This is a genomic window from Cryobacterium sp. TMT2-10 (assembly GCF_004403075.1).
GTDB classification, from domain to species: Bacteria; Actinomycetota; Actinomycetes; order Actinomycetales; family Microbacteriaceae; genus Cryobacterium; species Cryobacterium shii.
Genome location: NZ_SOGW01000128.1, coordinates 26,315 through 47,990, shown reverse-complemented (window position 1 = coordinate 47,990; position 21,676 = coordinate 26,315). Strand labels below are relative to the sequence as shown.

25 protein-coding genes are annotated in these 21,676 nt (G+C 68.7%); 22 read left to right on the top strand and 3 right to left on the bottom strand.

Annotation, left to right across the window (positions count from 1 at the left end; translation table 11 throughout):
• Positions 1–141: 141 nt before the first annotated feature.
• The 4 genes from ftsY (at position 142) to E3T37_RS16050 (ending at position 4,062) form a co-directional block, all read left to right on the top strand.
• Positions 142–1,017, top strand: coding sequence for a signal recognition particle-docking protein FtsY (gene ftsY / locus E3T37_RS16065; protein ID WP_134368277.1), 876 nt, complete (start codon positions 142–144; stop codon positions 1,015–1,017).
• Between the two features lie 7 nt (positions 1,018–1,024).
• Positions 1,025–1,528 (top strand): DUF2004 domain-containing protein, encoded by a 504-nt coding sequence (locus E3T37_RS16060; RefSeq protein ID WP_134368276.1) that lies wholly within the window; start codon positions 1,025–1,027, stop codon positions 1,526–1,528.
• Between the two features lie 56 nt (positions 1,529–1,584).
• Positions 1,585–3,174: a signal recognition particle protein gene (gene ffh / locus E3T37_RS16055; protein ID WP_134368275.1), complete on the top strand. Its 1,590-nt coding sequence runs from the start codon at positions 1,585–1,587 to the stop codon at positions 3,172–3,174.
• Between the two features lie 75 nt (positions 3,175–3,249).
• Positions 3,250–4,062 (top strand): LLM class F420-dependent oxidoreductase, encoded by an 813-nt coding sequence (locus E3T37_RS16050; RefSeq protein WP_134368274.1) that lies wholly within the window; start codon positions 3,250–3,252, stop codon positions 4,060–4,062.
• Between the two features lie 593 nt (positions 4,063–4,655).
• Here E3T37_RS16050 and E3T37_RS16045 read toward each other — a convergent pair.
• Positions 4,656–5,798 carry a glutamate--cysteine ligase gene (locus E3T37_RS16045; protein WP_134368273.1) on the bottom strand — a complete coding sequence of 381 codons (1,143 nt, stop codon included), beginning with the start codon at positions 5,796–5,798 and terminating at the stop codon, positions 4,656–4,658.
• A 274-nt stretch (positions 5,799–6,072) separates the two neighbouring features.
• Between E3T37_RS16045 and rpsP the strand changes: the two genes are divergently transcribed.
• From rpsP to E3T37_RS15990, 11 genes are all read left to right on the top strand, one after another.
• Complete coding sequence (rpsP, locus tag E3T37_RS16040; protein WP_134368272.1) at positions 6,073–6,498, top strand: 30S ribosomal protein S16; 426 nt, start codon at positions 6,073–6,075, stop codon at positions 6,496–6,498.
• Between the two features lie 2 nt (positions 6,499–6,500).
• On the top strand, positions 6,501–6,737 hold the full coding sequence (locus E3T37_RS16035; protein ID WP_134368271.1) for an RNA-binding protein: 237 nt from the start codon (positions 6,501–6,503) through the stop codon (positions 6,735–6,737).
• A 22-nt stretch (positions 6,738–6,759) separates the two neighbouring features.
• Entirely contained in the window at positions 6,760–7,431 is a 672-nt protein-coding gene (gene rimM / locus E3T37_RS16030; RefSeq protein WP_134368270.1) for a ribosome maturation factor RimM, read from the top strand.
• A gap of 96 nt (positions 7,432–7,527) precedes the next feature.
• Complete coding sequence (locus tag E3T37_RS16025) at positions 7,528–8,370, top strand: formate/nitrite transporter family protein (RefSeq protein WP_134368269.1); 843 nt, start codon at positions 7,528–7,530, stop codon at positions 8,368–8,370.
• A gap of 9 nt (positions 8,371–8,379) precedes the next feature.
• Complete coding sequence (gene trmD, locus E3T37_RS16020; RefSeq protein ID WP_134368268.1) at positions 8,380–9,078, top strand: tRNA (guanosine(37)-N1)-methyltransferase TrmD; 699 nt, start codon at positions 8,380–8,382, stop codon at positions 9,076–9,078.
• Between the two features lie 36 nt (positions 9,079–9,114).
• Positions 9,115–9,603, top strand: coding sequence for an MFS transporter (locus tag E3T37_RS16015; protein ID WP_134368267.1), 489 nt, complete (start codon positions 9,115–9,117; stop codon positions 9,601–9,603).
• Positions 9,604–9,803: 200 nt separating this feature from the next.
• A complete protein-coding gene (gene rplS, locus E3T37_RS16010; RefSeq protein ID WP_134368266.1) occupies positions 9,804–10,148 on the top strand; it encodes a 50S ribosomal protein L19 in 345 nt (114 codons plus the stop codon).
• Positions 10,149–10,230: 82 nt separating this feature from the next.
• A complete protein-coding gene (lepB, locus tag E3T37_RS16005; RefSeq protein ID WP_134368265.1) occupies positions 10,231–10,977 on the top strand; it encodes a signal peptidase I in 747 nt (248 codons plus the stop codon).
• A 9-nt stretch (positions 10,978–10,986) separates the two neighbouring features.
• Positions 10,987–11,622, top strand: a complete 636-nt coding sequence (locus E3T37_RS16000; protein ID WP_338144963.1) for a ribonuclease HII — start codon at positions 10,987–10,989, stop codon at positions 11,620–11,622.
• A 12-nt stretch (positions 11,623–11,634) separates the two neighbouring features.
• Positions 11,635–11,958 (top strand): DUF2469 family protein, encoded by a 324-nt coding sequence (locus E3T37_RS15995; protein ID WP_130176401.1) that lies wholly within the window; start codon positions 11,635–11,637, stop codon positions 11,956–11,958.
• A 156-nt stretch (positions 11,959–12,114) separates the two neighbouring features.
• A complete protein-coding gene (locus E3T37_RS15990) occupies positions 12,115–13,587 on the top strand; it encodes a glyceraldehyde-3-phosphate dehydrogenase (RefSeq protein ID WP_134368263.1) in 1,473 nt (490 codons plus the stop codon).
• A gap of 27 nt (positions 13,588–13,614) precedes the next feature.
• On the opposite strand, the gene E3T37_RS15985 is transcribed toward E3T37_RS15990, so the two are convergent.
• Entirely contained in the window at positions 13,615–14,061 is a 447-nt protein-coding gene (locus E3T37_RS15985; RefSeq protein WP_134368262.1) for a nitroreductase family deazaflavin-dependent oxidoreductase, read from the bottom strand.
• Between the two features lie 191 nt (positions 14,062–14,252).
• Entirely contained in the window at positions 14,253–15,065 is an 813-nt protein-coding gene (locus tag E3T37_RS15980; RefSeq protein WP_134368261.1) for a metal-dependent hydrolase, read from the bottom strand.
• 145 nt (positions 15,066–15,210) lie between these two features.
• Here E3T37_RS15980 and E3T37_RS15975 point away from each other — a divergent pair, with 145 nt between their 5' ends.
• From E3T37_RS15975 to E3T37_RS15950, 7 genes are all read left to right on the top strand, one after another.
• Positions 15,211–16,083 carry a dipeptidase gene (locus tag E3T37_RS15975; protein WP_241994585.1) on the top strand — a complete coding sequence of 291 codons (873 nt, stop codon included), beginning with the start codon at positions 15,211–15,213 and terminating at the stop codon, positions 16,081–16,083.
• Positions 16,040–16,333 (top strand): membrane dipeptidase, encoded by a 294-nt coding sequence (locus tag E3T37_RS17510; RefSeq protein ID WP_241994584.1) that lies wholly within the window; start codon positions 16,040–16,042, stop codon positions 16,331–16,333. Before E3T37_RS15975 ends, E3T37_RS17510 begins: the two co-directional genes overlap by 44 nt.
• Before the next feature lie 58 nt (positions 16,334–16,391).
• Positions 16,392–17,102, top strand: coding sequence for an SGNH/GDSL hydrolase family protein (locus E3T37_RS15970; protein ID WP_241975783.1), 711 nt, complete (start codon positions 16,392–16,394; stop codon positions 17,100–17,102).
• 125 nt (positions 17,103–17,227) lie between these two features.
• Positions 17,228–17,584, top strand: a complete 357-nt coding sequence (locus E3T37_RS15965; RefSeq protein ID WP_134368260.1) for a YraN family protein — start codon at positions 17,228–17,230, stop codon at positions 17,582–17,584.
• Positions 17,584–19,119, top strand: coding sequence for a YifB family Mg chelatase-like AAA ATPase (locus E3T37_RS15960; protein WP_134368259.1), 1,536 nt, complete (start codon positions 17,584–17,586; stop codon positions 19,117–19,119). The genes E3T37_RS15965 and E3T37_RS15960 overlap by 1 nt, the downstream gene beginning before the upstream one ends.
• Positions 19,116–20,477, top strand: coding sequence for a DNA-processing protein DprA (locus tag E3T37_RS15955; RefSeq protein ID WP_241975784.1), 1,362 nt, complete (start codon positions 19,116–19,118; stop codon positions 20,475–20,477). The genes E3T37_RS15960 and E3T37_RS15955 overlap by 4 nt, the downstream gene beginning before the upstream one ends.
• A 36-nt stretch (positions 20,478–20,513) precedes the next feature.
• On the top strand, positions 20,514–21,662 hold the full coding sequence (locus E3T37_RS15950) for an alcohol dehydrogenase catalytic domain-containing protein (protein ID WP_370261508.1): 1,149 nt from the start codon (positions 20,514–20,516) through the stop codon (positions 21,660–21,662).
• The last annotated feature ends 14 nt before the right edge of the window (positions 21,663–21,676 follow it).

Sequence of the window (21,676 nt, the reverse complement as noted above, 5' to 3'; positions counted from 1 at the left end):
GATCCAACTCGTTGGTGTGTGGCACTGGCGTTCCTTTCTCCGTAAGAAACCGACTGCGGCTCGGTGCGTGCCCACCGATTATCGACCGAGGCACGCCGGAGACCAACCCCTGGGGCATCGGGCGCGCCGTAGGCTAGGCGTATGGCTGAACGCACCCCCTGGTCTCTCTCCGGCGCACTGCGCGGCATGTTCGCGAAGAAGCTCATCGACGATGAAACGTGGGACGACCTCGAAGACGCGCTCATCCAGGCCGATTTCGGTCCGAGCATCACGGAGGAGATCGTGGCCGACCTGCGGGCCAAGGTCGCCCGGTACAACACGACCGACCCGACCGACCTGCATCGGATGCTGCGCGAAGGCCTCGAGGAACGACTCTCCAAGCTCGATTCCACCCTCAACCTCAGCGCCCGGCCGGCCGTCGTGCTCGTCGTCGGGGTGAACGGCGTCGGCAAGACCACCACGATCGGCAAGTTCGCGAAGTTCCTCCGCACCTACGACCGCAGCGTGCTGATCGGTGCGGCGGACACGTTCCGCGCCGCGGCCGTTGAGCAGCTGGCCACCTGGGCCGAGCGGGCCGGCGCCGAGATCGTGCGGCCGCAGGCGCACGGCCAGGACCCGGCATCCGTCGCATTCCAGACCGTGCAGCGGGCCCTCGAAACGGGCACCGAGATCGTGATCATCGACACCGCCGGCCGGTTGCAGACCAAGGGCGGCCTGATGGACGAACTGACCAAGATTCGCAAGGTGGTCGAGAAGCAGACTCCCATCGCGGAGGTCCTGCTCGTGCTCGACGCGACGACGGGCCAGAACGGGCTCACTCAGGCCGAGGCCTTCATCGAGCACGCCGGCGTGACCGGCCTCGTGCTCACCAAGCTCGACGGCTCCGCGAAGGGCGGATTCGTCCTGGCCGTTCAGGAGAAGACCGGCATCCCCATCAAACTCGTGGGTCAGGGCGAGGGCATCAACGACCTCACCGGTTTCACGCCTCACGTATTCGCGCAAAAGCTCGTCGGATAGGACAGTCATGACCATCGAACACGATTTCTTCGGCATTCTCGGCAGCGACGACGAGGGTGAGGTGTACTGGTCGGACTTCGCCGAATTGGGCGACGAGGACGTGCAGATCGACCTCAGCTCGCCGGACGAGGCCTCGGTCTCGGCGGAGGCGCTCGACATCGCCGCGGCCATGGTGAACGCGCTCGAGGACCTCGACTCCGAGGCCCGCGAGTCGCTCGTGGCCGACCTCAGCAAGGAGGCCTCGGTGACCAGCGCCTACATCGAATCCGAACTGGAGGAGATGGATCCCGAGGCCCTCGAGGACGCCCTGATCTGGGATTCCGGTGACAAGCAGATCGACTTCCTGCGCTCCATCCAGCTGCAGCGGGTGGGCTTCCACCCCCACCACCACCGCAGCGAGGAGCACTTCGCCGTGCTCGAGTATTCGATCAGCCCGGATGAGACCGACGCGCTGCTCGTGGTCACGATCGACGTGCACGGCGACCCCGTGCTCATCGCGGTCGAGCAGTAGGGCAAACGCGACCTCGGCACGCGACAGGCCTGCGGACCGGTTAAACTAAACGCATAATGGCTACTTTTGGAAACCTCTCAGATCGCCTGGCCGAGACGTTCAAGAATCTCCGCACCAAGGGCAAGCTCAGTGCGGCGGATGTCGACGGCACCGTCCGCGAGATCCGGCGCGCCCTCCTCGACGCCGACGTCGCCCTCGAGGTCGTCAAGGACTTCACCGGCAAGGTGCGTGAGCGCGCCCTCGGGGACGAGGTCAGCAAGGCGCTGAACCCGGCCCAGCAGGTCGTGAAGATCGTCAACGAGGAACTCGTCGAGATCCTCGGCGGGCAGCAGCGCCGGCTCGAGTTCGCCAAGAAGCCGCCGACCATCATCATGCTCGCGGGTCTCCAGGGTGCCGGCAAGACCACGCTCGCCGGCAAGCTCGCGAAGTGGCTCGCCAAAGACGGCCACACCCCGATCCTCGTCGCCGCCGACCTGCAGCGCCCCAACGCCGTCACGCAGCTCGAGGTCGTCGGGGCCCAGGCCGGCGTGCCCGTGTACGCGCCGCAGCCGGGCAACGGCGTCGGGAACCCGGTCACGGTCGCCCGCGACGGCGTGAAGTACGCCCAGCAGAAGATGCACGACGTGGTCATCGTCGACACCGCCGGACGCCTCGGCGTCGACGCCGAGATGATGAAGCAGGCCGCGGACATCCGTAAGGCCATCGACCCGGACGAGGTCCTCTTCGTCATCGACGCCATGATCGGCCAGGACGCCGTGGCCACCGCCAGGGCCTTCCAGGACGGCGTCGACTTCACCGGCGTCGTACTCTCCAAGCTCGACGGCGACGCGCGCGGTGGTGCGGCCCTGTCCGTGGCCTCGATCACGGGCCGGCCGATCATGTTCGCGTCGACCGGTGAGAGCCTCGACGACTTCGAGCCGTTCCACCCCGACCGGATGGCGTCCCGCATCCTGGACCTCGGTGACATCCTCACCCTGATCGAGCAGGCGCAGGGCGCGTTCGACGAAGACGAAGCGCGCAAGATGGCGGAGAAGTTCTCCACCGACAGCTTCACGCTGGACGACTTCCTCGGCCAGATGCAGCAGCTGCGCAACATGGGCTCGATCAAGAAGATGATGAGCATGCTCCCCGGCGCCGGCGCCATGAAGGCGCAGCTCGACAACTTCGACGAGCGCGAGATCGTGCGCACCGAGGCCATCATCCAGTCGATGACCAAGGCCGAGCGCACCACCCCGAAACTGCTCAACGGCTCCCGCCGGCTGCGCATCGCCCGCGGTGCCGGCTCGACCGTGACCGAGGTGAACCAGCTCGTGCAGCGATTCGAGCAGGCCTCGAAGATGATGAAGACGGTCGCCAAGGGCGGCATGCCCAACATCCCCGGCATGGGGCCGGTCCCCGGTGGAATGGGCGGCGGCGGCGGGCGCGGCAAGCCGCAGCCCAAGAAGAAGGGGTCCAAGTCGGGCAACCCGGCCAAACGCGCGGCGGAGAACCTGGCGATCGCGTCCGGCGAGAAGCCGGCCCTCGGCGCCGGCGTGAGCGGCGGCACGGGCTTCGGCCTCGGTGCCGGCGCGAGCGGGGGCTCGAAGAAGGCCGGCGGCCCCACCGAAGACGAGATGGCCGCTTTGCAGAAGATGCTCGGCCGGTAGCGCCCACGGCAGCGCCGCCGGTGACACCTTCGGCAGCGCCGCCGGGCGCCCCGGTGGCCGGTTTAGGATGAGCCCATGACCTCCTCCACGCCGTCCCCCCTGCCCTCGTCCACGGCCGGCCGGGTGCGCATCGGCGCGCAAATCGCGCCCCAGCACGCCACCTACGCGAAGATCCGGGAGACGGTGGCCGAGGTCGAGGCCCTGGGCACGGACGTGGCCTTCAACTGGGACCACTTCTTCCCGCTCTCCGGCGACAAAGACGGCCTGCACTTCGAATCCTGGACCATCCTCGCGGCCTGGGCCGAGCAGACCAGCACGATCGAACTGGGCGCCCTGGTCAATTGCAACAGCTACCGCAACCCCGACCTCCAGGCCGACATGGCGCGCACCATCGACCACATCAGCGGCGGCCGGTTCATCTTCGGCACCGGCTCCGGCTGGTTCGAGCGCGACTATGACGAGTACGGCTTCGAGTTCGGCACCGTCGGCGGCCGCCTGGACGCCCTCGAAGCGGACCTGCCGCGGATCGAGGCCCGTTGGGCGAAACTCAACCCGCCGCCCGTGCGCGACATCCCGGTGCTGATCGGCGGCGGCGGGGAAAAGAAGACCCTGCGGATCGTGGCCAGGCACGCCGACATCTGGCACTCGTTCTCCACCCCCGCGGTGCTCGAGCACAAGCTCGGGGTGCTGGCGGGCTGGTGCGACACGGTCGGCCGCGACCTGGCCGAGATCGAGATCTCCACCGAGCTGCGCGCCCGCACGGTCGAGGAGGCCGACCAGCTCTACGACCTCGGCGCGCGCCTGTTCACCCTCGGGCTCTCCGGCCCCCGCTACGACCTGGCCCCGCTCACCGACTGGCTGGCCTGGCGCGACAGCAAAAACGCGTAACAGCCCTTCCGCCGAGCCGTGAGTTTAGACCCTCTTTTTCGTCTGCGGAGGGTCGCAACTCACGGCTCGGCGCCGTTCCGGGCCCGCGCATTCGACGCGTCGCCAGCCATTGAGTGCCACGAGCAACGACCACAGCATCGAGACGTCGGGGTGGCTGATCCGCATGGTGCGGGGCAAACCCGAGGTGATGGCACCGGTCTGCCATGACGCGGCCCGGGGTTGGGTGCCGGGTCAGGACCACCTCGCACAGCGGGCCAGCGGTGCCGGCCGCGCCCGCGCCACGAAAACCCGAACCGCAGCCCGCGGGCATCCGCGAGTCACGGGTTCAGCGGAATAGTCGTGCCAAAGGCGGTCAGACGGCCAGGCCCAGGCCCGGGGCCGCGACCCGTAACCGACTGGCTAGCCTGGCGCGAATGCAAAAACGCGCTTCAGACATCCGCCGAGCCGTGAGTTCCGCCCCTCTTTCTCGCCCGGAAAGGGTCGCAACTCACGGTTCGGCGAGGTCTCGGCGAGGTCCGGGCCGGATCGCGGCCGCGATGCCTGTGCGCACGGTGAAGCAGCGGGTCTGCGCTGGCGGGGTACCGCGAGACGGGTCAGCGATCGCCGGACAGGCCGGTGCGCAGTTCCCGGCTGAGCGCCTTGACGACGGCTGGCAGGTCGCCGTCGTTGTCGTCGGCGATCCGGAGCTGGCGCTGGTAACTCGCGCCCCCGGAGATGATCCGGCCCAGCCCCAGCAGCTCGTCCAGGCAGCCCAGGCGCTCGGCGACGGGGGAGAGGGCGCCGATCAGCCGGTGCACGTCGTCGACGACCGGGCATTCCTGCCCGGCGGCATCCATGATGATCTGGGCGTCCAGTCCGTAGCGGGCTGCCCGCCACTTGTTCTCGCGCACGAACCAGGGCTGCATCGACGGCACCTCCTCGCCGTCGTCGAGCCGGGTGGACATCCACTCGACCAGGCACTGGATGAACGCGGCTATGGCCCCGAGCTCCTCGGTCGTGGACACGCCGTCGCAGGCGCGCACCTCGATCGTTCCCCAGCGCGGCGACGGGCGGATGTCCCAGCGCACCTCGGTCACGTCCTCGATCACGCCGGTGGCGGTCATGTCCTCCACATAGTGTTCCCAGGCCTCCCAGTCCTCCAGGATCCAGGGCAGGCCGGCGGTGGGCAGCTGCTGGAACATCAGCGCCCGGTTGGAGGCGTAGCCGGTGTTCACCCCGGCCCAGTACGGGCTCGACGCGGACAGGGCCTGCAGGTGCGGCAGGTAGCCGAGGAGGCCGTTCAGGATGGGGATGACCTTGGCCTTGTCCTCGATCCCTACGTGCACGTGGATGCCCCAGATCATCATGTTGCGGCCCCACCACTGGGTGCGCTCGATCAGGCGGTGGTAGCGGGCCTTGTCGGTGACCTCCTGGTCGAACCACTGGCCGAACGGATGCGATCCGCTGCAGATCAGGTCGACGCCCCGTGGATCCGTGATCGCCCGCACCTCCTCGACCTGCGCCGCCACGTCCGCGACCGCGCCGCCCACCGTGTGGTGCACCCCGGACACCAGCTCGACCGTGTTGAGCAGCAACTCGCCGGTGATGTGCAGGTGCGGCGCGCCGTCGGTCCCACGCAGCGCGGCGAGCACCTCGTCGGCCAGGCAGACCAGGTCTCCCGACTCCCGGTCGACGAGCGCGAGCTCCCACTCGATGCCGATGGTCGACCGCGATGAGCGGGCAAATTCGATTCCCACGTCCGGTCCTCCCGGTCTGGCGCACCCGAACGGGTGTGTTCAGACCCAATCCTGACAGCTATTCGCGCGTCGGTGCCACGGGCGGGGCTCGGGGCCGGTGGCATCGGCATCCGATTATCACAAAGAGGGTGATGTCTGACAGAATGGTTAGTCGAGTTCTCTTGCGTCCGACCCTCTACTCAGGCGCAGGAAGAAACCTTATTTGAGCTTGTGCCGAGTGTGCCCCCACGCTCACGGCCGTCAGTTCGCCAAAAATCAAATACACAGGAGAATTGTGGCTGTCAAAATTCGTTTGAAGCGCATGGGCAAGATCCGTGCACCGTACTACCGCATCGTTGTCGCCGACTCGCGCACCAAGCGCGACGGTCGCGTCATCGAAGAGATCGGCATCTATCACCCCACGCAGGAGCCCTCCGTCATCGAGGTCAAGTCCGAGCGTGCGCAGTACTGGCTGAGCGTTGGCGCACAGCCGACCGAGCAGGTTGAGGCTCTCCTCAAGCTGACCGGCGACTGGGGCATCTTCAAGGGCGACAAGAACGCCGTCAGCACCGTGAAGTTCAAGGAGCCGAAGGTTCCCTTCGTCGCCGACGAGAAGAAGAAGCCGGTTCTGAAGCCGAAGGCTGACAAGCCCGTCGTCAAGGAAGAAGCGCCCAAGGAATCCGAAGCTGCCGCCGAGGCAACCGAAGAGGACAAGGCGTAATTTTGCTTGCTCCCGCGCTTGAGCACCTCGTCAAGGGAATCGTTGATCACCCGGACGACGTGCACGTTGCAGCCCAGACTTCCCCTCGCGGCGAGGTTCTCGAGGTTCGTGTGAACCCCGAAGACCTCGGTCGCGTGATCGGTCGCTCCGGGCGCACCGCCAAGGCACTGCGCACCCTCGTGGCCGCGCTGGCCGACGGCAAGCGCGTACGCGTTGACGTCGTCGACACCGATTTCTGAACTGGTAAATGAGTAGTTGGATATGAGTTCGGTGAACGACAGCACGACTCCGCGCAGCCAGTTGAGGGTGGGGCGCCTGACCAAGGCGCACGGCCTCAAAGGCGCGATCAAGCTCGAGCTGTTCACGGATGACCCGGGACGTCGTTTCGTCCCGGGCGCCGTGTTCACCCTGCAGGTGCCCACGGGTTCGCCCTGGCACGGCAAAAAGATCGAACTCGTCGAACTGCGCTGGTACAACCAGCACGCCGTCGGTTTCTTCAAGGACGTGCCCGACCGCGAAGCGGCCGAGGCCCTGGCGAAGGCCATCCTCTGGATCGACCAGGATGACGCGGAGCAGTCCGACGAAGAAGACGCCTGGTACGACCACCAGCTGATCGGCCTGGCCGTCGTGCGCGACGACGTGCAGATCGGCACCATCTCCCGGCTCGAGCACCTTCCCGCCCAGGACCTCCTGATCGTGAAGACCCCGGCCGGCGACGTGATGATCCCGTTCGTGAAGGCCATCGTGCCCTCCGTGGACATCAAGCGGGGCATCGTCACGATCACCCCGCCCCCCGGCCTTCTCGAGGAACTCCCCGAGGAACCCGAGGAATCCGACGAGGCCCTCGCGGCCGACGAGGCCCCCGCAGCGGACGAGGAAGCGGCCGAGAAGCCCTCCGACGTGCCCGCACCCACCGACACCGACGGCGCATAGACGCGACCCGTCCACCCCCAGGGGAGAGGCGCGCCGCGCCCGTCCGACTTCCCGGCTCGTTACGACGCGGCAGATCCGTTCTAGGAGTAACCGCGCATGTCGTACGTCAAACCCGACCAACTCATCGATGACATCATCCACTCGGGTGAACATAAATCGAACCTGACCACTAAGCAGATGTTCGTGCGCGGCACCCTTTCGGGTGCCATCCTCGGTGCGGCGACGACCGTGGCCCTCACCGCGGCGGCCCAGACCGGGCTCCCGATCGTGGGGGCGGTCCTCTTCCCCGTCGGCTTCGCCATTATTCTGCTGCTCGGCCTGGAACTCGTCACGGGAAGCTTCGCCCTTATTCCGCTCGCCGTCCTGGAAGGCCGGACGACCATCCGGAAGTGCGTCAAGAACTTCGTAGTCGTCATCCTCGCGCACCTCCTCGGGGCCGGACTGTACGCAGCCCTGTACACGTTCGCGATCACCTACGCCGGCACCGACTCGAGCGACCCCATGGTGCAGGCGATCATCCACCTGGCCGAGCACAAGGTGCTGCCCTACCAGGCCGCCGGTGCCGGCGGCATCCTCGTCGCCATCGTCAAGGCGATGCTCTGTAACTGGATGGTGGCCATTGGAACGATCATGTTCTACACCTCGAAGTCGACCGGCGGGAAGATCCTGGCGATGTGGCTCCCGGTCACGATCTTCTTCAGCCTCGGCCTCGAGCACGCGATCGTCAACATGTTCGTGATCCCCGCCGGAATGATGCTCGGCGCCGACATCAGCATGGGCGAGTGGTGGCTCTGGAACCAGGCCCCCGTGCTCCTCGGCAACCTCCTCGGCGCCATCGCCTTCACCGCGCTGCCGGTCTACTTCTCCCATCGCACACGGGGGAACCGGGCCGTGACCCTGGACGCCGCATCCGCTTCACCCGTACTCGTTCGCTCGTAGACTTCTCCCGTGCGCATCGACATCATCACGATCTTCCCGGAGTTCTTCTCCGTCCTCGACGTCTCCCTGGTCGGCAAGGCCCGGCAGTCCGGCCTGATCGACCTGCGCGTGCACAACCTGCGGGACCACACCCACGACCGGCACCGAACCGTCGACGACACTCCGTACGGCGGTGGTGCCGGAATGGTGATGAAGCCGGAGCCGTGGGGCGAGGCCATCGACGAGATCCTCGGCGACGTGGCCGACGACGGGCCGGTGCTGATTTTCCCGTCACCGGCCGGTGAGCTCTTCACCCAGGCGATGGCCCGGGAATTGGCCCAGGAGCGCAACCTGATCTTCGGCTGCGGCCGTTACGAGGGCATCGACCAGCGAGTCTTCGACCACTTCGCCCGCACGGGCCGGGTGCGGCTGGTCAGCCTCGGCGACTACGTGCTCAACGGGGGAGAGGTGGCCGTCATGGCCATGATCGAGGCGGTCGGGCGTCTCATCCCCGGGGTGGTCGGCAACCCGGAGAGCCTCGTCGAAGAGTCCCACGAGGACGGCCTGCTCGAGTACCCGAGCTACACCAAGCCGGCCGCCTGGCGGGAACTCGAGGTGCCGCCCGTGCTGCTCAGCGGCAACCACGGCGCCATCGCCGCGTGGCGACGCGAGCAGCAGCTGGAACGTACGGCCCGAGTGCGCCCTGACCTTCTGCCTCCAGCGAACTGAGGGCACACGCCCGAACCGCCCGGGTAGTCTGATTGCGTGTTCGTACGCAGGGTCTTCTTCTACTGGCAGTTCATCGCCGTGCTCGCGCTACCGGCGTGGCTGATGATCGGTGCTTCGATCTACGGGACCGGCGGCTGGGACGTCGTCGGCAGCTTCTTCAGCGGCCTCTTCATCGGGCTCGGCCTGCTGGCCGTGAGCCTGCTCTTCTACGCCCGCAAAGAGGTGCGCACGACCCGCGCCGTGTCCTGGGCGGATGTCGGATTCCTCACCCTCTGGCACGGCCTGATCGTGGCCATGGGGTTCTCCTACACCTGGGCTCCGGGGCTGGCCGCGCTGGTCATCCTGGTCGGAATCGGCGTTTTCTGGTTCGCCATCTGGGAGCTCGTCGCCGCTGCCCGCAAGAGCGTGCAGGCCATGATGATCCTCGTCGACGAGACGGCGCGTGGGGGCCTCGTCCCCGGCGATCTGCCGCCCACCGAGTTGCCGCCCGTGATCATCGTGCGGGAGAAGCCGCCGGAATCCTGACCGCCGGCTCGGCCTCTTCTTTGTGGGAGTCCGCGGTTTCGTGACATACTCAATGCTTGTGCCGTGGCAAGCCTCTGCCACAGGGGAGCTGCAACGTATCGGCACGAAACACACTCATTCATTTGCTGACCCGAACACGTTCGCGTGCGGGCCCGCATAAGCCGTAGTCGTCCTGTGGCGGATACAGAGAGCGAACCAATATGCATATTCTCGACCAGGTGGATGCACCATCCCTCCGCAAGGACATCCCGGCGTTCCGCGCCGGCGATACCGTCAAGGTCCACGTCAACATCGTTGAGGGCGCCCGCTCTCGTGTGCAGGTCTTCCAGGGAGTCGTCATCGGCCGCTCCGGCGAAGGCGTGCGCGAAACGTTCTGCGTTCGCAAGGTCAGCTTCCAGGTCGGCGTCGAGCGTACCTTCCCGGTGCACTCCCCGGTGATCGACCACATCGAGGTCGTCACCCGTGGTGACGTGCGTCGCGCGAAGCTGTACTACCTGCGCGACCTGCGTGGCAAGAAGGCCAAGATCAAAGAGAAGCGCGACTAACGGTTACGACCGACTCGCAGCTGCTGCTGGATTGACCCTGAGCTCCTCACCCGTACACTGGGTCAGGAGCTCAGGTGGTTTAATGACGGACAATTCTCTGCCCACGCGGTCTCATCGCCTGGATTCAGAAACGAAGCGCACGAAGCGCGGCGTTGCACTCTTTTTTCGTGACCTCCTGGTCATCTTCGTGGTGGCCCTGCTCATCTCGTTCCTGATCAAGACGTTCCTGATCCGGTCCTTCTACATCCCCTCCGGGTCGATGGAGACCACGTTGCTGGTCAACGACCGCATCATCGTCAACCAGCTCGAGCCGAAACTGATGCCGATCGAGCGTGGCGACGTCGTCGTCTTCCGGGATCCGGGCGGCTGGCTCCTGCCGCAGGCGCCGATCGAGCAGAATCCCATCGTCGCCGGGGCGGAGTGGGTCCTCTCCGTCGTGGGCCTGTCCGCGCCGGACAGCAACGACCACCTGATCAAGCGCGTCATCGGGCTGCCGGGCGACCACGTCGTCTGCTGCAACGCCCTCGGACAGATGAGCGTCAACGACGTCCCCCTCGACGAACCGTACGTGACGCTGCCGGTCGGGGAGACCCGGGTGTCCAAGGACGACTTTGACATCGTGGTGCCGGACGGTTCGCTCTGGGTGATGGGCGACAACCGGTACAACTCCAAGGACTCCCGCTACAACGGCGACACTCCGGGCAAGGGGTACGTGCCCGAGGACAACGTCGTCGGCCGCGCCCTCGTGATCAGCTGGCCGCTGGCCCGTTGGTCCTGGCTCGACGACTACCCGGAGGTTTTCCGAGGAATCCCCTCGGGGACCGACTAGGTGGCTGTCATGGATCCGACCCTGGATGTCGAGCTGGCCCTGCTGGCAGCCGGAGCGACCTGCGTGATCGGCTGTGACGAGGTGGGCCGCGGCGCCCTGGCCGGCCCCGTCGGCGTCGGCGTCGCCGTCGTCGACGCCTCCGCCACGCCGTTCCCGGCCGGCTTACGCGACTCCAAGATGCTCAGCCAGCCGCGGCGCGAGCTCCTCGCCCCGCTGGCCGTCGCCTGGGCCCTGCACTCGGCCGTCGGGCTCGCCTCGGCGCAGGAGGTCGACGAGCTGGGCATCATCGCCGCCCTCGGCCTCGCCGGCAAGAGGGCCCTCTCGCGGCTCCACGCGGCCGGGGTCGACATCACCGGCGGCGTCGTGCTCCTGGACGGCAACGACGACTGGCTGAACAAGGCACTGGTCACCCCGCTCAACGTCGTCACGCGCATCCGGGCCGACCAGGACTGCGCGTCGGTGGCGGCGGCATCCGTGATCGCCAAGGTGCACCGGGACGCTCTCATGATCGAAGCGGATGCCGTTACCCCCGGTTATGAGTGGGCCGGGAACAAGGGTTACGGCAGTGCCGCCCACATGGGCGCGATCGCGCTGCTCGGCCCGACCGTGCTGCACCGCAGATCCTGGCTCAAAATCACAGCGTAAGATTGAGTCACCATGGAAGAAGAAGAGTTCGAGGACTACGACCGCGAGGTCGAGTTGGCCCTGTACCGAGAGTATCGAGACGTCGTTGGGCAGTTCCAATACGTGGTCGAGACCGAGCGACGCTTCTATCTCGCGAACGAGGTGGAGTTGGTTCGCCGGGACACGGAGCACGACTTCTACTTCGAACTGACGATGAAAGACGTCTGGGTGTGGGACGTGTACCGGTCTGACCGGTTCGTGAAGTCGGTTCGGGTGCTCACGTTCAAGGACGTCAACGTGGAAGAGCTCGCATCCAAGGAGTTCGAGCTGCCCAAGGAGCTCGCGCTCGACGAGTGACACCGCTCAGCCGGACCGCGTGAGCGGTCCGAGTTCGTGAGTTCTACCGTGGGGGATTCTCCTCCGTCAGGCCACCGTCGGCCGGATGGGGGCTCAGGCTGCACCAGCCTGCACAACTCGGCGCAACGATGCGGTCGAGAGAGAAGGGTATTTCTTTTGCTTCAGGAATCGGACCTCGCACGCGCCACGTGGATCGACCGGGAGGCCCTCGCTGAGGCGATGATCCCGCTGATCGGCCGGCTGTACCGCGAAAACAACGTCGTGACGAGCGTGCACGGGCGCGGGCTGGTCAACCAGTCCGTGGTCGGGCTGCTGAAGGCGCACCGTTTCGCCCGCCACATCGACGACGCCGAGCTGCCCCTCGGGGAGACCCTGCCGCTGCTGCAGGCGCTGAGCACCCTGCGGCTCGGGGCCGCCTCCATCGACGTGGCCCGCCTCGCCATGGCCTACAAGCTGGAGGGCGCGGGGCAGAGCCTCGACGGCTTCCTCCGCGAACAGCTCGCGGACGTCGTGGAGCGTCAGGGCATCGACGAGCAGACCGGCACGGATGTCGTGCTCTACGGCTTCGGCCGGATCGGGCGCCTGCTCGCCCGCATCCTGATCTCGCACGCCGGCGGCGGCCAGGGACTGCGCCTGCGCGCCGTCGTGGTGCGTCGCGGCTCGGAGAACGACCTGATCAAGCGGGCCAGCCTGCTGCGCCGCGACTCGGTGCACGGTCCCTTCGAGGGCACCATCACCGTCGACACGGTCAACAACACGATCCTGGCCAACGGCACGCTCATCCAGGTGATCTACTCCTCCGACCCGGCCTCCGTCGACTACACGAAGTTCGGCATCCACGACGCCATCGTGGTCGACAACACGGGCCGCTGGCGCGACGCCGAGGGGCTGTCCCAGCACCTGGCCTGCCCGGGCGTGTCCCGGGTGCTGCTCACCGCGCCGGGGAAGGGTGCGCTGAAGAACATCGTGCACGGCATCAACCACGCCGACATCGACCTGAGCGACACCATCGTCACCGCGGCATCCTGCACCACCAACGCGATCACGCCGGTGCTCAAGGCCGTGAACGACCGCTTCGGCATCGTGGACGGCCACGTCGAAACGGTGCACTCGTTCACGAACGACCAGAACCTGATCGACAACTTCCACTCCGGGGACCGCCGCGGGCGCAGCGCCGCCCTGAACATGGTGCTGACCGAGACCGGTGCGGCGAAGGCTGTCGCCAAGGCCCTGCCGGAGCTGGCCGGCAAGCTCACCGGCAACGCCATCCGTGTTCCCACGCCGGACGTGTCGATGGCGATCCTCAACCTCACCCTGGCGAACGGCACCACCCGGGACGAGCTCAACACCTACCTGCGCACCATGTCGCTGCACTCGGAACTGCACAAGCAGATCGACTACATCGACTCGCCCGAGGTCGTGTCCAGCGACTTCCTCGGGTCGCGGCGCGCCGGGATCGTCGACGGCCTCGCGACCATCTGCACGGACAACAAGGCCGTGCTCTACGTCTGGTACGACAACGAGTTCGGCTACAGCTGCCAGGTCATCCGGGTGTTGGAGGAGATGGCCGGGGTCCACCCGCCCGTCTTCCCGAAGGTGCGCAACGCGGAACCGGTCGCCGCGTTCTGAGTCGCGTTGTGAGTGCGCGAGTCCCGGTCAGCGCGACCGGGGCTCGCAGATGACGACCGGGATGTCCCGCGACGTCTTCTGCTGGTAGCCGTCGTAACCGCGGTAGGCGGCGACGATCTGCGGCCACAGCTCCGCTTTCTCCTCGGTCGTGGCGGTGCGCGCGCGCAACTTCAGGGTGCTGCCGTGCACCGTCAACTCCACGTCCGGGTTCGCGACGAGGTTGAGGTACCACTGCGGATGCCGGTCGTCGCCGCCCTTGGATGCGATCAGCACGAACCGCTGGTGCCCGTGCACGGGGGCCGTGAGCATGGTCGTGCGGCGTTTGCCGCTCGAACGGCCGATCGTGTGCAGTTCGACCGCGGGCATCGATCCGATCGAGGAGAGAACCCGACCGCCGGTGGCCCGCAGCACCGCCAGGTGCAGCGCGCTCATCGTCTTCATTTGCAGATCCACCAGCCGGTTGCGCATTCCCATAACTCCAGCCTAGGAGGCGGCGGCGCCTCGCCCGGCGTCGAACCAATTCGACGGAGATTAATTTGCAAGAGGCCGGTTTCGGGCCGTTTCGGGCCCGTTTGGGCCCGATACGGCCAAAACTTCCGTCGAATTCGTTCGCGGCGGGGTGGGTAGGGCGGGGTCGGCGGGGCAGCGGGGCGCGGAGCAGCGAGTCAGAGGGGCAGTGCGGCGGCGATCGCGAGCAGCACCGATTGCAGGTTGACCCCGGCCAGTTCGAGCAGGGCGAACGCGACGCCGTAACCGGCGTAAAGGGTGACGGGGATGAGCAGGAGCCACTCCCGCAGCGACCCCGCATTGCCGAGCAGGGGCAGGGCCAGGTAGCCGCCCGACGACCAGAGGCTCTCGAGCAGCGGCACCCGGCGCCACCATCTCGGCGGTTTCGGGATCCACGGCCAGAAAATCGGCATGCCGCCCGTGGTGAGCAGGTCGCCGAGCAGGTGCACGCCGTAACCGAGGGTGAAGCACACGACGAACCAGGACTGCTGCTCCGGGGCGAAGAGGGCGATGAACGCCGCCACGGCGAACCCGATCAACCAGGCCAGCCACCACGAGTCGCGGGCCAGGCCCAGGGCCTTCGCCGCGAAGGCGATCGCAGCGGCACTCATCAGGGCCGGGCCGATGCTCACGGGCTGGCCCGCGCCGGGCGGCTGCCAGAGCACGAAGCCGATGCTGCTGGCGAGCAGCCAGGCGCAGACCAGAGCCAGCAGGCTGTGCAGGCCGTGCCGGTGACCGCCGGAGGCGCGGGAGATCCCCGTGGTGACGAGCCGGCCCAGCACCGGCACCGACTGGGAGATCGTGGCCGCATTGTGGTCCGCGTCGGCCAGCAGGGCAGCCCCGGCGCAGAGCAGCGCACCGGCGATCGTGCCGACCGGCGTGACCGGGAAGAGGCCGAGACCGTGCCCGGCGGTCGCCGTGACGGCGATCCAGGCGGCGGCGCCGGTCATGGCATGGTGTCCACCCATCATGAGAGTGCGTCCTAACTGGTGCTGGCGGACCGGGCCGCGCAAGCCGGCGCAGAGCCGGGTGACGGATGCCGGCGGGAGCGTGGGTGAGGCTCCGGGCCGTTCCAATCGTAGGCGAGTTCCGATCCCCGCTGGCTAGCGTGGAGGCATGAGCGCGCACGCCACCAGTGACCCGTCCCTTCGGCCCGACGACGTCGCCACGGTCGTGGATCAGGCCATCCAGTTGGCGCCGCTGATCGACGGTCACAACGACTGGGCCTGGGAGTGCCGGTTGAACCGGGACTACTCGGTCGAAGGACTCGAGCGCGGCCTCTCCACCGACACCGACATTGCGCGGCTGCGGGCAGGCCGGGTCGGGGGACAGTTCTGGTCGGTCTACGTCAGTGACGACCACCTGGGCGCGGACGCCGTGCAGGGGACACTCGAGCAGATCGACTGGGTCTACCGCCTCGCGGCCCGTTATCCGTCGGACTTCGGCATCGCACGCAGCGCGGCCGACGTGGAGGCCGCCCGCGCCGCCGGGCGCATCGCGTCCCTCCTCGGCGCCGAGGGCGCCCACTGCCTCAACGATTCCCCGGCCGTGCTGCGCATGTTCGCCCGGTTGGGCGTTCGCTACCTCACCCTCACCCACGTGCACAACACCGAGTGGGCCGATTCGGGCACCGACGATCCCGTGCACGGCGGCCTCAGCGCGCGCGGCGTCGAGTACATCCGGGAGCTGAACCGGCTTGGCATGCTGGTCGACCTCTCCCATGTCTCCCCGGCCACGGCGCACGCGGCGCTGGACGCGTCCGACTCGCCCGTCATCTTCAGCCACAGCTCCTGCCGCGCGCTCAGCGACCACCCGCGCAACGTGCCCGACGACGTGCTGCGCCGCCTCGCGGTCAACGGCGGGGTGCTGATGCTCACCTTCGTGCCGCAATTCCTGTCCGCGGACTACTCCACGTGGTTCGAGGGCGGTCAGGCCGGGCCCGACGGTGACGCTGACGGATGTCGCCGACCACGTCGAGCACGCCCGTGACGTCGCCGGCATCCGTCACATCGGCCTCGGCGGCGACTACGACGGCACCGACGAGTTCCCCGTCGGCCTCGAGGGCGTCGACGGCTACCCCGCGCTGCTGGCCGAGCTGGCCCGGCGCGGCTGGCCTGCCGCCGACCTGGCCGCACTGGCCGGGGCCAACGTGCTGCGGGTGCTCCGCGAGACGGATGCCGCGTTCGCGGCGGCCGGGGACGCGGCATCCGGTGGCTCGGTGCCCCGGCTCGTGCGTTGATGACGCGGGCCGCACCTACGCGACCAAGCCGCACGGGGTGCCGCTCCGAACGGGTGTCATGAGCACACGACGACGAACCACCTTCCGGATTGTGTCCGGGCTTCTTTCTGTGGTCGCCATCACCAGCGCCATCGCCGTCGTCGCGGTGCTCATGAGTCGCGGCGCCGGGGACACCGGTTCCGGCCCGGTGGACGGAACGCGCGCGGGCGAGACCGTCGTCGCCTTCTACGGGGACTCGTACACCCGCGGCACCATGGCGTCGGCGCCGGACAAGCGGTGGTCGAGCATCATCTCGGCCGAGCGCGGCTGGACCGAGTTCAACCCGAGTCGGAACGGCCTCGGCTTCGTGAACAACCGGGGCGCGATGGGCGGGGCGGACCTGGTCGACCAGGTGATCGCCGACCACCCCGACATCGTGATCAGCACCATGGGCCTCAACGACAACTTCTCGATGCCCGCCCGCGCCGACGAGATCAAGGCCGCGATCACCCGCGACTTCACGAAGCTGAAGGCAGCCCTGCCGGAGGCCCTCTTCATCATCGTGGAGCCGTTCTGGTACACCGAGGAGCGACCGGAATCGGTGGACCGGATCAACGGCTGGGTCCAGGCTGCGGCGGCCGGGATCGGCGCCGACTACATCCCCGGCGCGTCGCACTGGCTCGACGGGCACCCGGAGTGGATGGCCGTCGACGGCCTCCACCCCAACGACGAGGGCTATCAGGCGATCGCCAACCGGATGGACGCCGCGCTGGCCACCCTCGGCCTGTAACCGCCGGATGCCGTCGGCTCGCCGGCCCGTTCCTCCCCAACGGCAGGCGCGCCGCGCAGCACACAGCTTCCGAGCCGCACCGGCGTCTGCCACGCCTGCCCGGCAGGCTGGCGGCGGAGGTGCTCGTGGCACGCAAAGACGAACTGGGCAGGCAGGGCGAGGACTGCGCCGCAATCTTCCTGGCGGCGGCGGGCTACCGGCTGGTGGCCCGCAACTGGCGCTGCGATCAGGGCGAGGTCGACCTGATCGTCGAGAACGGGGGAGAGGTCGCCTTTGTCGAGGTGAAGACGCGTTCGGGCACGCGGTTCGGGCATCCGTTCGAAGCCATCACGGTCGCCAAGCTCGCCCGCCTGCGCCGTCTCGCCGCGGCCTGGTGCGACCAGTCGACGCTCCGGCCCCGGTGCATCCGCATCGACGCCATCGCCGTGATCATCCGTCCCGGCGCCGACCCGGTGATCGAGCATCTGCCGGGGGTGTTCTGATGGGGCTGGCCCGCACCCACGCGGTGGCCCTGATCGGGCTGACCGGGGCGCTCGTGGAGGTCGAGGCCGACATCTCCGGCCAGCTGCCGGGCATCATCCTGATCGGGCTGCCCGACGCTGCGCTCTCGGAGGCGACCGAGCGGGTGCGGGCGGCGGCCAAGAACTCCGGCTGCCCCCTGACCCGCAACAAGCTCACGATCAACCTCTCCCCGGCATCGCTGCCCAAGCACGGATCGGGGTTCGACCTGGCCATCGCCCTGGCGTGCCTCGGCGCCGACCGGCTGGTTTCGGCCGACTCGGTCGGCCGGGTGTTGCACATCGGCGAGCTCGCCCTCGACGGCCGGCTGCGGCCGACGCCCGGCATGCTGCCGGCGGTGATCGCCGCCTCCCGGCTCGGCCACGACACGGTCATGGTGCCCGCCGGCAACGTCGACGAGGCCTCCCTCGTGCCCGGGGTGAGGGTGATCGGCGTGGCCTCCCTGCGGGACGCCGCGATCTGGCATGGGGCCGAACTCGAGCCGATCCCGGTCACCCCCATCCTCTTGCCCGTCGACGCCGGGCCGCAGGCCGCCGAGCCGGACCTGGCGGACGTCATCGGCAACGACGACGCGATCCTGGCGCTGCAGATCGCGGCGGCCGGCGGGCACCACGTGTTCATGGTGGGGCCGCCCGGCGCCGGCAAGACCATGCTCGCGGCCCGGCTGCCCGGGCTGCTGCCTGATCTCGATGCCGCAGCCTCGCTCGAGGTCAGCTCCATGCGCTCGCTCAGCGGCCGCGGCGTCGGGCGGTCCCTGATCACCCGTCCGCCCCTCGAAGCGCCACATCACACGGCCACGGCCGCGGCGATGGTGGGCGGGGGCAGCGGCCAGATCCGACCGGGCGCGGCAGCCCGGGCCTCCCACGGGGTCCTCTTCCTCGACGAGGCGCCCGAGTTCGCGTCGGCGGTGCTCGACGCGCTCCGGCAGCCGCTGGAATCGGGGGTGATCATCATCCACCGCGCCAATGTGGTCGCCCATTTTCCGGCCCGGTTCCAGCTCGTGATGGCCGCGAATCCGTGTGCCTGCGGCCAATACGGAGCCCCCGACCTGGACTGCGCCTGCCCGCCGAACGCCCGGCGCCGGTACCTGGCGCGCATCTCCGGGCCGCTGCTGGATCGCATCGACATCCAGCTGAAGGTGCAGCGCGTCACCGCCACCCAGCTGCGTCTGGCCGCGGACACGCCGCGCCTGGTGAGCGCCGTCGCCCGAGAGCGGGTCGTCGCGGCACGTTCCGCGGCAGCCGCCCGGCTCTCGGGCACCCCGTGGTCGGTGAACTCCGACGTGCCCGGGCCCTGGCTGCGCGGCCCCCAGGCCCGGCTAGACCGCAGCGCCACGGCCGGCCTCGACCGTGCGCTCGAACGCGGCGGAATCACCATGCGCGGATACGACCGGGTGCTTCGGGTGGCCTGGTCCATCTCGGATCTCGAGGGCGTTTCCAGGCCGGGCATCGAACAGGTCGGGCAGGCGCTCTACCTGCGGAAAGGAATCTCATCATGACGATTTTCGGGCTGGCGGAGGCCACGGTCATCGAGCTGGCGGGCGCGGTGCGTTCCTCCCCGATGTCCTGGCCGACTGCCGCGACGGATGCGCCAACGGATGCCGCAGCGCACGTTCCGGAGGATGGCGCAGCGCAGGCGGCCGCAGCACACGCCGTCGCGGATGCGACCGAGGCCGCCGACGTCTTCGCCCGCGCCGCCTGGACCGGCATCGCCGAGCCCGGCGACGGAGCGGCGGGGCTGCTGGTGCAGGCGCTCGGCGCCGCGCCCGCGCTCACGGCCGTGCTCGACCTGTGGACCCCGGCCCGTCTGGCGGCGGTCGTCGCGGAGTCCGGGGCCGTCGACGAGGCCCGAGCAGAGGGTGCCGACGACCTCGCAGCCCTGCTGGATCAGGGTCTGCAACGGTGGCGGCCCCGGTTGTCTTCCGGCGAGGTGATCCGCTCCCTGCACCAGGCCGCGCGCGCATCCACCCGGCTCCTCCTGCCCGGTGACGTGCTCTGGCCGGTCGGAGTGGACGACCTGGGGCTTCACGCCCCGCTGGCCCTGTGGTGGCGAGGCATCCCCGGAGCGCTGCTGGCCCTGTCGAACTCGATCGCCCTGGTCGGCGCCCGGGCCGCATCCGGTTACGGCGAGCATGTGGCCATGGAGGCGTCGGCGGGCCTGGTGGACCGCGGTTTCGCCATCGTCTCCGGCGCCGCGTACGGCATCGACGGCATGGCCCACCGGGCCGCGCTGGCCAGTTCGGGGGTGACGGTGGCCTTCCTGGCCGGGGGAGCCGACCGGTACTACCCGAGCGGCCACGACGAACTGCTCGGCCGGATCGCGACCCAGGGAGCCGTCATCTCCGAGCTCCCGTGCGGTTCGGCACCGACGAAATGGCGTTTCCTCCAGCGCAACCGGTTGATCGCCGCCTCGAGCGCGGCCACCGTGGTGCTGGAGGCCGGATGGCGGTCCGGCTCGCTCAACACCGCCGGCCACGCCTCGGCATTGGGCCGGCCGCTCGGCGCCGTCCCCGGACCGGTCACCTCGCCCACGTCCGCCGGCTGTCACCGGCTGATCCGCGAATACGACGCCGTCTGCGTGACCAACGCCGCCGAGATGGCCGAACTCGTGGGCGAACGGATGCTGCAGCTCACCCTCGACCTTCCGGCGGACGAGGGTGGCACGGCCGGGTTCGGGGGCCGCACCAGCGAGCAGATCCGGGTGTTCGACGCCCTCAGTTCCCGGTCGCCGCGCACCGTGAACGACATCGCCCGCCGCGCGGGCCTGTCGGCGGCGGCCGTGCAGGGCTCCCTCGGGGCCCTCGATCTGGAGGGGGCGGTGCGCGAGCGGGAAACCGGGTGGGTGCGCGCGGGCTAGCGGGCGGTGCCGCCCGCCCGGGCTAGGTTGAGAGCCATGCAGCCCGCAACGATGCCCGCCACGATGCTCAGTTCGATCCTCCGTGAGTCCGGGGCGTCCCGCCCGTACTCGGTCAGCGCGCCGCTGGTGCAGGAAGAGCTGGCCGTTCCCCGGCCGCGAGCCGGCGAGGTCCTGGTGAAGATCGAACGGGCCAGCCTGTGCTACTCCGACCTGTCCGTGATCAACGGGTCAAGGGTGCGGCCGCTCCCCATGGCCCTCGGCCACGAGGCGGCCGGCATTGTGGCCGCGCTCGGCTCCGGCGTCACGGATGTCCGGGTCGGCGACCGGGTCGTGCTCGTCTTCGTGCCCAGTTGCGGCCGGTGCCGTGCCTGCACGGCGGGGCGCCCGGCGCTCTGCCACCGCGGCGCCGCGGCCAACGGCACCGGCGATCTCCTGCACGGCGACGCCGTCCTCGCCTCGGCCGACGGTGAACGCATCAACCACCACCTGGGTGTCTCCGCCTTCTCGGAGTTCGCGCTCGTCGCCCGGGAGTCCGTCGTCGTCATCGACGACGACGTTCCGTTCGACGTGGCCGCCATGTTCGGCTGCGCCGCCCTGACCGGGATCGGCGCCGTGCTCAACACGGCCCGGCTGGTACCCGGCCAGTCCATCATCGTGTTCGGGTTGGGAGCGGTGGGGCTGATGTCCGTCATGGCGGCCGCGCAGGTCGCCGGAACCACCGTGATCGCCATCGATCCGCTGCCGGAGAAGCAGGCGCTGGCCCTCAAATGCGGCGCGGATGTCGCCGGGTCCCCCGAGCAGGCTGCCGCCCTGGTGGCCGAGCACACCGGGGACGGCGTGGACGTCGCCATCGAAGCGGTCGGTAGCGCCCGGGTGATGGAGGCTTGCCTGGGTCTGCTGACACGGGGAGGCGCCCTGGTCTCGGTCGGCTTGCCGAACCCGGAGCAGCAGCTCTCCGTGCAGGCCCTGCAGTTCGCCGGCACCGGCGTTCGACTGCTGGGCTCCTACATGGGCGACTCCGTCCCGACCCGGGACATCGCCGCATACCTGCAGCTCTGGCGCGATGGCCGGCTGCCGGTCGAGTTGCTGCACACGGACACCAGGCCGATCGCCGAACTCAACGAGGGTCTGGACGCGCTCGCCGACGGTCAGGTGGTGCGCCGCCTGTTCCGAATGACACCATGATCGGAGGCAGGCCG